Origin of the sequence: Candidatus Methanarcanum hacksteinii, assembly GCF_964305265.1 — an archaeon.
GTDB lineage: Archaea > Thermoplasmatota > Thermoplasmata > Methanomassiliicoccales > Methanomethylophilaceae > Methanarcanum > Methanarcanum hacksteinii.
In genome coordinates, this window is record NZ_CAYATA010000003.1 from 78,479 (window position 1) to 91,608 (window position 13,130).

At 46.5% G+C, this 13,130-nt stretch carries 11 protein-coding genes; 7 read left to right on the plus strand and 4 right to left on the minus strand.

Annotated features, from left to right (window positions below):
• The first annotated feature begins 1 nt into the window (after position 1).
• Positions 2-1,495 (plus strand): TrkH family potassium uptake protein, encoded by a 1,494-nt coding sequence (locus tag ACI2NF_RS05170; protein ID WP_400211175.1) that lies wholly within the window; start codon positions 2-4, stop codon positions 1,493-1,495.
• Here the strand turns inward: ACI2NF_RS05170 and ACI2NF_RS05175 are convergent.
• The gene (locus ACI2NF_RS05175; protein ID WP_177971428.1) at positions 1,479-2,327 is read right to left on the minus strand and encodes a tetratricopeptide repeat protein; all 849 of its coding nucleotides are present in this window, start codon (positions 2,325-2,327) and stop codon (positions 1,479-1,481) included. The genes ACI2NF_RS05170 and ACI2NF_RS05175 overlap by 17 nt on opposite strands.
• Positions 2,328-2,354: 27 nt before the next feature.
• Positions 2,355-2,963: a DUF998 domain-containing protein gene (locus ACI2NF_RS05180; RefSeq protein ID WP_177971429.1), complete on the minus strand. Its 609-nt coding sequence runs from the start codon at positions 2,961-2,963 to the stop codon at positions 2,355-2,357.
• Between the two features lie 100 nt (positions 2,964-3,063).
• On the opposite strand from ACI2NF_RS05180, the gene ACI2NF_RS05185 reads away from it, so the two are divergent.
• Both ACI2NF_RS05185 and ACI2NF_RS05190 read left to right on the plus strand, forming a co-directional pair.
• Complete coding sequence (locus ACI2NF_RS05185; RefSeq protein ID WP_177971430.1) at positions 3,064-4,101, plus strand: AAA family ATPase; 1,038 nt, start codon at positions 3,064-3,066, stop codon at positions 4,099-4,101.
• The gene (locus tag ACI2NF_RS05190; protein ID WP_400211176.1) at positions 4,094-4,960 is read left to right on the plus strand and encodes a DUF4435 domain-containing protein; all 867 of its coding nucleotides are present in this window, start codon (positions 4,094-4,096) and stop codon (positions 4,958-4,960) included. The genes ACI2NF_RS05185 and ACI2NF_RS05190 overlap by 8 nt, the downstream gene beginning before the upstream one ends.
• Here the strand turns inward: ACI2NF_RS05190 and xseB are convergent.
• Positions 4,950-5,186, minus strand: a complete 237-nt coding sequence (xseB, locus tag ACI2NF_RS05195) for an exodeoxyribonuclease VII small subunit (protein ID WP_177971432.1) — start codon at positions 5,184-5,186, stop codon at positions 4,950-4,952. The two genes, ACI2NF_RS05190 and xseB, sit on opposite strands and share 11 nt — an antisense overlap.
• Positions 5,186-6,511, minus strand: coding sequence for an exodeoxyribonuclease VII large subunit (gene xseA / locus ACI2NF_RS05200; protein WP_400150074.1), 1,326 nt, complete (start codon positions 6,509-6,511; stop codon positions 5,186-5,188). The genes xseB and xseA overlap by 1 nt, the downstream gene beginning before the upstream one ends.
• Before the next feature lie 117 nt (positions 6,512-6,628).
• Here xseA and ACI2NF_RS05205 point away from each other — a divergent pair, with 117 nt between their 5' ends.
• The 4 genes from ACI2NF_RS05205 to ACI2NF_RS05220 all read left to right on the plus strand — a co-directional run bounded on the left by ACI2NF_RS05205 (position 6,629) and on the right by ACI2NF_RS05220 (position 13,130).
• The gene (locus ACI2NF_RS05205) at positions 6,629-7,078 is read left to right on the plus strand and encodes a PaaI family thioesterase (protein WP_400146641.1); all 450 of its coding nucleotides are present in this window, start codon (positions 6,629-6,631) and stop codon (positions 7,076-7,078) included.
• The gene (locus ACI2NF_RS05210; protein ID WP_177971435.1) at positions 7,075-7,509 is read left to right on the plus strand and encodes a hypothetical protein; all 435 of its coding nucleotides are present in this window, start codon (positions 7,075-7,077) and stop codon (positions 7,507-7,509) included. The genes ACI2NF_RS05205 and ACI2NF_RS05210 overlap by 4 nt, the downstream gene beginning before the upstream one ends.
• A 64-nt stretch (positions 7,510-7,573) precedes the next feature.
• Complete coding sequence (locus ACI2NF_RS05215) at positions 7,574-10,237, plus strand: PD-(D/E)XK nuclease family protein (RefSeq protein ID WP_400211177.1); 2,664 nt, start codon at positions 7,574-7,576, stop codon at positions 10,235-10,237.
• The gene (locus tag ACI2NF_RS05220) at positions 10,230-13,130 is read left to right on the plus strand and encodes a UvrD-helicase domain-containing protein (RefSeq protein WP_400211178.1); all 2,901 of its coding nucleotides are present in this window, start codon (positions 10,230-10,232) and stop codon (positions 13,128-13,130) included. The genes ACI2NF_RS05215 and ACI2NF_RS05220 overlap by 8 nt, the downstream gene beginning before the upstream one ends.

Consider the following 13,130-nt stretch of genomic DNA (forward strand, 5'->3'; position numbering starts at 1 on the left):
GATGGAAAGGCACGTGCGCATAAAGAAGTTCGACAGTTTCACATTGAAGACCGTCGGATACACACTGTTGACATTGGCAGTGCTGATGTTGCCATCCCTGATCTACAATCTCGTCGATGGTCATGATGTATTGCCGTTCCTGCTTCCGATGTCTGCGATGATGGTGATAGGGATACCGATGGTCGTTATGACCCATATGCCCAAATCGATCAACCCCATCTTCATCCTAGCAGACATGGCCCTCATGTGGTTCATTTCTGTGATATGTGGCGCACTACCGTTCTTCCTTTCAGGTTTCGCACCTGTGGATGCCATCTTCGAATCGACATCCGGTGTGATGACGACAGGCGCATCGATAATCCCGAGAGTGGATGAATGGAGCAGAGGCGTCATACTTTGGAGATCGATCCTTCAATGGATCGGCGGTATCGCCATCATCGTCATGTTCCTTCTAGTCCTTCCTACGATAGGTTTCGGGAACAGGGCATTGTTCTCCAACGAGGTATCCGGTTCGGATGCCGGCAACATAACATTGAAACTGAAGGATACTGGAAAACAGTTCGCCATTGTGTATTCGATCGCAACGATATTGATACTCATCGCATTGGTATTGTGTGGATTGTCCTTCTTCGAATCGTTCTGTCTTTCTTTGTCTACGATATCGCTGGGCGGTTTCTCCCCAGCAGATAACAGCGTCTCGGGATACAGCGATATCATAAAGATCGTCATCATTGTGTCGTTGATCTTCGGTAGCACCAATTTCTATCTCCATTACAAATCGGTCATGTCAAAGAAACCGATATACTTCAAGAGCGAGGAGTTCAGGATGATGGTCATGCTGACAGGTGTCGTTCTATTGATCGCGTTGGTGTATCTTCTGATCGAAGGCGACGATACGCCGATCAACATCATCTTCAACACGATATCCGCTACGACCACGGCATCGTTCGCCGCTTCGGATTATTCGGTATATCCGATATTCATCGTCGCGTTGCTGTTCATAGCAACGATCGTAGGTGGTTCTGCGGGTTCAGCAGCAGGAGGTCTGAAGGTCAGCAGATTCCTGATAATAACGAAGAACGCGTACAATGAGATCAATAAGCTTCTGCATCCGAATGCTGTATATGATGTGAAGGTCGACGGATCTAGCGTGGATGATCGTTACATCTCGATAACCATGGTCATGCTCTTCGCATTCATCGTGACCATGATATCCGGTACGGCAGTGTTCCTTTTGTTCGGACTGCCTTTCGACGTCTCCGTCCTGACATCGATCAGCAGTCTTACATGTTATGGGGCATCGATAGGTCCGTACGGACCATTCGGTTCCTTCGCTGAACTGACGGATGGTGCGAAACTGTTCATGTGCATACTGATGTGGATCGGACGTGTGGAGATAATGTCCGCATTCATCCTGTTCACACCTGGTTACTGGAGAGAGTTCAGACTCTCCATGAGGAATATGAGGAGAAAACCGGTCAGGAACTGGAGGTGATCCTGCATGCGTCCAGAATGCGCATCACGGATGGATCGAGAGGATCCTTCTCGTTGATCACGCCAGCTAGGAGTTTCGCTTCTTTGTACTTCCCTTTCTCGATGAAGCACATGGCCATTACCTCCAATGCACCTATGTTGGAATAATCGATCTGAAGTGCACGGTTGGCGTAATTGGCCGCTGCAGGTATCTTTCCGGATATGTACATCACATAGGCCTGCAACGCTAAGGATTCTGCGTTCTTCTTGTCCTCTTTGAGATGTTCCTTCGCGACCTTGATAGCATTCTTCACATCGCCCTTCTTCATCAACACGGTGACGAGATTCAACAGCGGCTTGTATGAGGCACCATTCTCTTTCACGATGTCCTCAGCTTCATGTTGTGCTTTGGCGAACTCTCCGAGAGAACACAGGATGTCACAAAGAAGGATACGATCATCGATGGATTTGCATCCGCGTTTCGTCATCATCGATAGGGCCTCTTCGGATTCGTCTATGAGCATGAGCGTCCTTGCGACCTCCGGGATCCTGTCATCGTCTGTACGGTAACATTTCATCAATCCGAATGCATCCTCTGCCCTTCCCAAGGCTCTGATGGATAACCCTATATCGAAATTCCTTGGATCATCATCCTCTACCTTGTCTAGCACATCATCGATGATATCCTGACATCCTTCTTCATCCTCGATCACTTTCAGCAATGATGCACACTTGAGCATTATGCTGATGTCATCGGTCGATGCCGCCAGATCCCTGGTAAGTTCGCTGGCCTCATCGTTCTTTTCGTTCTTGATGTATTCGGATATCTCTTTGAATGTGCTTTCGGCATCCATCATTGTCCGTATCCGCGGTTCTTTATTTTAATTCTCATGTTGCTCAATCTCGGATTCTATGAAGTCTATGACGACTCTCCAGAACCACGTGGGTTTGAATGTACCTACGCTGAAGAGGAACAACCATGCGAGTCCGAGGATGACGACGATGGGCTCCCAGATCTCGAATCTGAAGTTGAGTGTGACGAACAATCCGAGCAACAGCATCGTGAACGTCAGTATCGATTGCGGACCGCGTCTCCTGTTGATATCCCTCATCGTGTAGAAGACTACACCTGTCGTTGCCAAAAGACCGAAAACAGTTGCGAAGAAGTAGTGGAATGCACCTGTGTTGAGGTTGAACACGCCGACCATGGAGAGGAAGACACCTGAGAGTGATGCGATGTATGCGCCTGCAACACCTCCTCCATGATCCTTCTTCGCCAATTCGTAGAAATACAATACGATAAGGGCACCGGTGACGATACAGGCTACGTTGAACAATATAGCAGTAAGGGGGACTGATGATACGCCCATCGCCGACAAGGAGTTGTGTCCGAATGTCCAATCCTTGTCCAATTTTGCTGCTATGGCCCACATCGCTGGAAAGAGGAGTGATGTGAACATCCCGATGCGGCCAAGTACCTTACCCTCCATCCATATCACCTTGTCATTACAATCGCAGTCGTCAGATATAGGGTTATCCCAAATGTTGACATCGACATGATTTATCTACTCTGTAGCCGTTACAAATGATATGAGACTAAGATATGTCGCTGTATACGGATTGTTCAACAGTTATGACCATATCATCGAATTGAACGGAGAAGGTCTCACTTTCATACATTCCCTCAACGGTGTCGGGAAGAGCATCGCCCTCAAACTCATCAATTCATTGTTCCTCGGGGATGAGGCTGCACTCCTGTCCGTACCGTTCCAAAGGATGGATGTCAGATTCGATGACGGTACGATGATCTTCGTTGATAGGAGAGAGGGATTGAAGGCACGCATATCGAAGAATGAGGTCGATACCGATACGACGATAGAGGAGATCGGGAAGATGTACGACGTCCTCTACCTTTCGCCTGACAGGAACATCATCGAATTCGAGGATGGGATGATCAGGAATTCGATCGACGTACTTGTGGATGATTTCAACGCACGCATATCTTCCGCCGTCGAGGACATGTCGATCGAGATCGGGGATGATCTTTGCGATGATATGGAACCAAGTGATTTCGTCAATAAGTGCAAGGACATCAAGGCGAAGATGGATTTTATGTCCGAGGCTGGTTTCGTCCCGAAGTTACCATCCGATATCAAATTCCCTCCAGAGAGGATGGATTATTGCGATAATAGGGACAGATACAGGGCGCTTCTGCATTCCCTTATGGATTGGGTCGAGAGATATTACGTATTGGCGGAATCGATCGTCACTTACTTGGACATACTGAATGGGATGTTCACGAACAAGAGGGTCGTCATCAATGAACATAACAGATTGAGTATAGTGCTCTTCGATGGCAATAACATCCCTGTGAACAAGCTCTCCGCCGGCGAGAAGCAGATCATGATAATGTTCTATGGACTGTTGTTCATGACGCATGATGATATGACCGTCATCATAGATGAGCCCGAGATATCATTACATGTCGCATGGCAACAGAGATTGTGCAATCTGTTCCTGAACATCAGTAGGATAAGGAACATAGATATCCTCGTTGCAACGCATTCACCACAGATAATACACGACAGATGGGATCTTGCTCAGGAGTTGAGGGCGGATCATGCGTGACCGTATCAATGCGAACGATATTGCGAATTCCGTGATGATGCTGCGTTCAGCGTTCAAAGGCACGATTGTGATCGTAGAGGGTTCCACAGACAGCAGACTGTATGGGAAATTCCTGGATGAGGAGAATACCGAGACTGTGATCGCACATTGCAGACAGAACGTCTACAATTCGGTCAAAGAGGTATCGAAAAGGAGGGGTGATGAACGTCTGATCGGAATAATCGATTCCGATCTGGATCACATGAACGGGATCAAAAGGAGTCCCCCGCTCTTCCAGACCGATGCACGCGACAGCGAGGGGATGCTCTTCTTGAGTAAAGCGTTCGACGATGTCCTGTTCGAATACGCGGACAAGGAAAGGTTGGATGATTTCAGAAGAAGACATGGGAATCCGAAGGATGCCATCTATTCCGCTTGCTATCCTATAGGGATATTGATGATGATATCCTCGAGAGACGGATTGAACCTTTCCTTCAAGGATCTTGTCTTTGAACATTTCTTGGATCGTCGTTCCTTGAAATGTGACATCAGGCGTATGTGCGAGCACATACTGGATAGGAGCAACGGGGCATGGATATCATTATCCAAACTAGTCAGTCTCGTCTTCGATGAGCCGAAGATGGATCCCGTCATCGTGTGTAGGGGTCACGACATAGCCGATGTGTTCGCATTCGCCCTCAGAGAGATATTCGGAGGGTATAACGCAAGGACGATCAACGGCTACCAGGTCGCCGGGGCGATGAGGATCGCATATGACAGGGAGGATTTCGATAAGACCGTCCTTTATGCGACATCGGATGCATGGGCATCTGGTAAGGACATGCCCCTTTGGGACAAAAGCGGTATCGTCAGATCTTGAATTCGTCCTTTATCAGACCGTCGGCGGAGTTCATGAGGATCTCCACTTTCCTTTCACTCTCATCGAGTATCTTCCTGCATCTTTCCTTCAATTTGACTGCTTCGGAGTAGATCTTGATACTCTCATCGAGATCGAGATTCCCTTCCTCGAGCTTCTTGACTAGCTCCTCCAACTTGTTCATGGATTCCTCGAAGGACAATTCCTCTTTTCCGTTCTCTGTTGTCATCATTCCACTTCCTTGATACTTGCGATGGCCTTTCCATCCCTCATCCTTATCGTAACGTCATCATCCACGGATATGCGCCCGATGGATGTTATCACATTCCCCTTCGCATCCATTATCATACTGTATCCTCTGTCAAGCACTTTGTTCGGATCCAAGCCGTTGAGCATGCTCTCACTGGATGCGAGGCGATTCTTCCTGTCCTTCAGTATATCGGACACGGACCTATCGATCCTTTCGGATAGGTTGTCCATGTACATCATGTTCTGATTCAATCTGTCCTTGAGACGTGTCGGGTCCAATTTAGAATCCAATATGTTGAATCTCGATCTTTCGGTGTTGATCTTACCTCTCAGACCGGCATCCATCCTCAAACACAGGTTCTTCAGATCGCTCCTGTTCTGTGTGAGGAGTGCCCTTGCATTCTTGGGAGATAACCTCTTATCGATGCTCTCGAACCTGGATCTCATGGACGAGACCATCATCATGAGTGATTTGTTAGCTCTTATGGCCAGGTTATTGATGTTACGCATCTCGTCGATCCTGTCCGGAGTAGCGATCATCGCTGCGGCGGTAGGCGTTTCCGCATATCTGTCCGCGGCAAGGTCCGTCAATGATTTATCGGTAGCATGCCCGACGGCAGAGATCACAGGTGCTGCGGATCCAACCACGGCTCTGACAACGATCTCAGAATTGAATGCGCTGAGATCCTCCTTGGAGCCTCCGCCTCTTCCGACGATTATCACGTCCACACCAATCTCGTTCAAGGCCTTGATCCCTGAGACGATGGTGATCGGAGCATCCTCTCCTTGAACGATCGCTGGAGCGAGGAGGATGTTGACAGGATATCTTCTCGCCGTGGTGTCTATGATGTCCTTTATCACAGCGCCGGTCGGTGATGTGACGACACCGATCGTATTCGGATATTTCGGCGGGGCTCTCTTGCGTTCAGGTTCGAATATCCCTTCCTTCAGAAGTTTGGCTGTGAGTTCCTCTAATTTCTTCTGCGATTCGCCCTTTCCATACGGGGTCAATGATTCGATGTTGAATCCGAATGAACCGCCCTTGGCGTAGTAAGAAGCTGAACCGAATGCGACGACCTTCATACCGTCCTTGATCTCTATCCTTATCCTTGACGCAGCGAATCTGAACAATGTGCAGTGGATCAGGGAATTTCCATCCTTCAGGTCGAAATAGATGTGACCTGCTGTCGATCTCTTCGCACCGGATATCTCACCGACAACAGATACATCGCGTAATTGTCCAGAATTAACAACGACGGAATTGACACGATCATTGAATTCCGATACCGTCAGTTCTTCCGTCATGGCCCTTATAACACGGACATGGATTATCTACCTTACTGTATCCATATTCGCAGCGTGGATAGCTATCATATGTCGAGTACGGACATGATTATCTATAATGTGATTATAGTAGGGATTATGTCAGATGAGAATGTGTGTGATCCGAAGTTCCTCTCTGTCGTATCTGAGGATTGTGAACAATATGTGGAGAAGATCGAGGAAGTCTACAATGCACCATTCATAAGGGAATTGGGAATAGAGATAGGCAAGATATCACAAGATGAGGTGGAATTATATCTCGACATCCAGCCCAAACACATTAACAGTCGCGGTTTCGTCCATGGCGGTGTGATCTACACTCTCATGGACCACAGTCTCGCTTTCGCTTCCAATCTCTGCGGAGAGGCCGTAGGACAGAGTTCCAACGTGATCTTCCACAGGCCCGTGAAAGAAGGGAGATTGATATCGAAGCTCTCCGTAGTGAATAGGTCCAAAAGTCTGTTGATATATGATGTGAAAGTATTCTCCAAGGACAAGCTTATCGCATCATCGACCATGACGGCATTCAGATTGAGTGATGATAGATGAGCAGGAAATGCCCTTATTGCGGTGAGGAGGTGCCTACCTTCAGCATAACGTGCCCCAAGTGTTACAGGGACATACCGAGGGAGGAGAAGAGATCCGAGCGTTCCTCCGGACATACGGTTCCGGATGACAGGGCGCCTGCGACGGTAAGGTATAGCAAGACGCTCATACTGTTCCTTTCCATCGTCCCTGCACTCTTCGGCATAATGGGGATAGGGCAGATATATCAAGGCAAGGGTGAGAAAGGTGTCAAGTTCCTCATCGTCGGTTCATTATCGTTCGTGATAATGGCATTCTGCATGTATCAGATGATAACCGTCAAAGGCTGGGCGTTCCTTCTTCTCGGATTGTTCTTGTTGTCTTTGGTTGTATATGTCGCCACATTCCTGATGCAATTGTTCGATGCATACGCCAGAACGGTGTTCAGATTCTGATCACAGAATTATAACATTAATAACATCATTGGCTTTATTAACTATCTAATCGAATGTAAGTACGATGAGATTAGCGAAGAGTATCGATGAATTGTATGAAGAGGTCAAGGATTACGATGTCGTTCTTTGTAACGATGCGCCTCTCTCACTTGCTTTGAACAATAGATTGGATCAGACAAGGATCGGTATATTCGCTATCACGCCGAGACAATTGGCAGGGGATATGGCGATAGACATCCTCGGCCAAGGAATGATGGATGACATAGAGGTCGTGAAAAAGGTCTCGGAATCGACAGGATATAGGTTGAGATATGTCCATGGCGAGATCGAGAACATCAAGACCATCATGAGATACACCTCTGAAGTAAGATCTAAACTCAGTCGCAAATCTCAGAGGGTGTATGATGAATTCATCGAGTTGCCTACATTGGAGAAGGCGATGATATCATTCGACAGCGAAAGAACAGGATATTTCGTTGGAAAGAAGGTTGCCGTGATCGGCGAGGAGTTCTTCGACAATCTCGATAAGAACATCCTCCCCCCACCAGACAAGCACGATGAGATCTCATTATTCAAGAGAAAGGATTGTTATGAGATAGATGAGATCAGGGAACTCTCGAACGATCGTCAGATTGCTGAGAATATCGTATCCCTCATCAACAAGGACAATGCGAAGGATTTTGCCATCGTGTTCGACGTAGACGGAAGGGTAGCTGATGCGATTCGTTCCGCATTGTACAGGAAGGAGATACCATTCATCAATTCGCTGAATGTGAAGGATCTCAGTCATGTCAGGGATTTCATCGAGTTCCTTTCACTGTCATTATCCTTTGAGACCGTCAAAGTATCTCAGGTGAGGGAATTGATCTCTTCCTATGGGGGATATATCAGTTCCAAATTCGATGAATATCTGGTGAAACAGTATTCTGTGTTCTGCGAGGACGAGAGGACGAAATTCATTCTTTCGACGATGGATGGTATCCGCAACATGACCTATGCTCAGGTCTGTGATGCCGTCTCTCAAAGGAAGAAGGCGGCACAGATCAATCTGCTTCTCGATGAATTGAATTTGAAAGATGTGTCGGTCAATGATGCCGATACAGGCGACATCATATACGCCGTAAACAACATACCGAATCTGAAGCATAACGAGGAGATACCTGATTCGGAGAAGGAAGGTGTGCTCCTTGTCGATTGTAAGAATTCTGTGTTCGTTGACCGTCCAGTGGTCATTTTCGTTGGAATGGGCCAAGAATGGGAGAAGGATCTCAGTTTCCTCAATCTTATTGACTATAGGATGAAGGACAGCGAGAGTGATAGGAACGTTTCGAAATTCGAGGTCCTCCTTCAACAAGGCAGCAGAAGACTGTATGTGGTGAACTCGATAAAGGATGGTGAGAAAACCAAACCGTGCAATTATTTCGACTTTGCATCGTTCAAACTCACCAAGGAGTTTGGTGATGTATGCAAGGACCTGATCCCTGGACCCTGGGTCCCTGCTCTAGAGCCTCAGATCATAGAATCAGGGGAGATCTCATACACCGATTACATCCCAAAACCCTTCTCTAAGACATCATATGGTAATTTCGTCTCGTGCCCAAGGGAATTCATGTATAGTGTGATCCTTGGAAGTCCAGATAACCGTAGCAATGTCGTCGGGAACATATTGCACGAGTATGCTGAGTTCAGGATAACATATCCTGATCTTGCTAAGAAACATGACATCGATTACTATTCAGACATAATTTGCGACAAGTGCGAGGGCCTCTTCTCTCCAGAGATGCGTTCCATCGAGCGCACCAATATCAGGAATTCGATAATCAATATCGACAGATTCGTCAATGAATTCGAATTGGATAAGAAATCGAAGATCGATGAGAACATCACGAAGAACAATGTCGATGACAAAAGGAAAGGATACAATCTCTTCATCGACATGGAGGGCATGAGATTCGGAAGCGATATAACTGAGATCACATGCACCTCAGCAGATGAGAACATGAAAGGGATATTCGATGTAGTCCTCGATGGTCGCATCTTCGATTTCAAGACAGGCTCCCCAAAGGAAGCGAAGGATATCATAGAAGCCATGAATTCCGAGAAGAAATCGGAATACAATCTCGAATTCCAATGTATGTTCTACCTCTCTTTGCTTGAAGAGAAGAATAAAGAGGGTCAACATGTGTTCTCGCTCTTCTATACGAATGACAATCTGAATAAGAATGCTACAGGGGCTGATTTTGATATCAAATCCAACATGAGGCATGTGGAATTGATCGATGACAAGGAGTATTTCATCAAGAACTATGTCGCTGCGGAGAAGGTCAAAAAGAAGACGTACATGCCATTGGAAGGTTGTAAGGATGGCCTCGTAGATCTCATCCTTAATTCTGGTACGAGGGATTCCGACACTCTGAATGCAATGGCCACAAGCTACATAATGTCTGCAACCGGCCTAACGGAAAAGAAGTCCGCCACATTGGGCGAGGGTTTTGTCAAGGAGATATGCAATAACATGGACAAGGAGATGTTCTACAGCGGAGATAGGGCATTCGTCACCAGGAAAGCCCTTGAGGATTTCAGAGCCGAGGTGAAGAAGAATCACGAACTCGTCAAAGAGAGCTACTTGGACGGATTTATCGCGAAACCATTGATCAACTGTAATAATTGCTATTTCAACGATATATGTACCGAAACCGTCAAGATAAGAGGTGAGACCGATGTCTGATCTCAATGAGAAACAGCTTCTTTTGGCGAATCATATCGATGGGATGGTCGTCGTAGATGCCGGTCCAGGGACAGGGAAGACGCACACGATCGTTGACAGATATGTAAATATGGTGAAGAGCAACATCGATCCGATGAAGATCATGATGCTGACATTCACTAGGAATGCAGCAGAGGAGATGAAGGCAAGGATAACTAAGAAATTGATCTCCATGGACGAAGGCGATTCAAAGGCATACAGGAATATGGCGAAGAACGTCCGTACGACGACATTCGATTCGGAATGTCTGAACATCGTTCTCGATTCTCCTGAAAGTGTCAATGATTTCTTCTGTATCAAGGAATCATTGTCAAGAAGCGCTCATCTTGTAGAGAATGAGACTTTGAATCGCGAATATTTCCGCAACTTCTATGCAAAATTCATCAATGAGCATTCAGGCAGATACCACAAGGATGGAAAGGATCCTGCTGCTCTGATAGGCAACAAAGTGAACGATCTCTATAAGATCATCAACAAACTGATGTCTCGCGGTATAATCCCGATGGAGTACGAATGGTTCGGAAAGGGGGAGAGGCTCATAGAAGGCAGAACAGATGATCTTTTCATCACACTCAAGAACAATGAGAAATCAGTGAAGAAAGCGATCGATGACGCAAAAAGATCGGAAGATGATTATGCACTCCCGGATGAACTTGGTTCATGCGATGATGAATCGATATCCGACGACATCCTCCGTTCGATCTCTCATGAGGATCGTTTCATGCTGTTCGAGTTCATACGTGACGTATATTTCGGATACATAAGATCATCCATTGCCGATAACAGGTTGACATTCGGTCTCGTAGAACTGTTCGCTTTCGCTATATTGTACTCGGATCGCCGTTCACGCGAGATGCACACCGTGGACTACATGATGGTCGACGAGTTCCAAGATACGAACGAGTTGCAATTGAAGATCTGTCTTCTTCTGCTGAATAAGCCGAATCTTTGCGTTGTCGGCGATTGGAAACAAGGTATCTATGGATTTAGGTTCGTTTCAATCGAGAATATAACACAGTTCGAGGACAGGGTCGACCTCTTTATCACCGAACTGAACAGGGATGACAAGAGGATCCCGTTCAAGATGGTCGGTGTGAAATGTATAGAATTCACTGAGAATTACAGAAGTTCATCATTGATTCTGGAGAAAGTGTTCAGATCACTCGAACTCAAGGGTAGCGAAAAAGATGTCATCGAAAATGCTAACGTCGTCCTTCTCAACGCTAAGAAGGATGAGCTGTACGGAGACAACACATCATTCGATATGATTCAGACCGAATCACTCGATGATGAGATCGATATCGTCATCAAGAAGATAAAACAATACATCTCCGATCCAAAGTACGTAGTTTTTGACAAGGATGGTAATAAGAAGAAGATGTCATTCGGCGATATCGCTGTCCTTTGCCGTAACGGTAAACTCTGCAGACAGATACTTGATAGATGTTCAGAACAGCATATACCTGCATTCTTCCAAGGCGATCTTGAGATAATGTCCACTCGTGAAGGCAAACTTGTCCTCGCTTGGCTTAGGTATGTGAACAATTCGAAGGACAAGAGAGGGATGATGGCGATACTCTCCGATAGGGGATACAGTCTCTCACAGATCGAGACCATCCTTGGTGAAAAAGGCACAGGTGCGATGCCCGACGAGTTCAACAGACAGAGGTTCCGTCTCTTGAACAAGAGGAGGAGGCCAAACGATCTGCTGACGACGATATTCGCGTTCTATGGGTTGGACAATGACATAACCCAGTCGATAATAACCGTACTCTCGTCCGCATACTCCAATTCACTCATGACCCTCTCCGATCTCATAAGGCTCATCGAGGAGGACATAAAGAACGGTACTAAGTACAACGTGGATCAAGCCCTAGATGCGGAAGCTGTGACGATACAAACGATGCACAAATCCAAAGGATTGGAGTATCCTGCCGTCATCATCGCCGGTATCAATCAAAGATCCATGCCTAACACGAACAGCGACAAGGAGGTCTTGAGGTACTCTGATGCATACGGTATCAGATGTACTAAGGAATACAGGTCAACGATCGTGGATGATACGGAATATGATAGTGTTCTCAATTCATGGAGATACAACGTACTGAAAGGGATAAAGAATCCAGATTATTCTGAGGATAGGAGGTTGATGTTCGTAGCAACATCAAGGGCCAAACAATATCTGACGGTAACATCGTACAATCCATCGAGATTCTTCAAAGATCTCGGTACAGCGAATGACAATATCGATTTCGATGAGTTCGAGATGATCGAGAAGGATGTCGAGCTTTCCAAAGTGCCTGTGATAGGGGATTATGCGACAAGAAGGAGGAGTCTTTCCCCGCACGACCTGATGTCGGTCTTCAAGAATCGTGTCGAGGACACCAATGGAGAGGGTACGAAATACGGTACTAAGGTGCATGAGTATGCGTATTCCATGTGGAGAGGCCGTAAATGCGATGTCGATTTCAAAGAGCATGATAGGATCAAAGAGATCTTGGATTCTGTCAGTAAGGCCATAACTGTCGCAGAGGAGAGATTCGTGCTTCCCGTGGATGATGTGTCGATAAAAGGTACGATAGATCTTCTTGCCGAATTCGACGATCACGTCGAGATACATGACTACAAGACAGACGGTACCAAGGCGAACAGGAAGTTGTACGAGTTGCAGTTGAGCATCTATGCTGCTGCCGTAGCATCCACAACGGACAAGCCCATCGAATGTTACATCGATTACCTCAACATCGGATCTGACAAGGTCGAGAATATGTACACGATGGAGGACATCAGATCGTTCGTGAAGAAGTACTATGAACTGGTCTCGAAAGGTGAGTTGTCCTTTAAGGATATATAA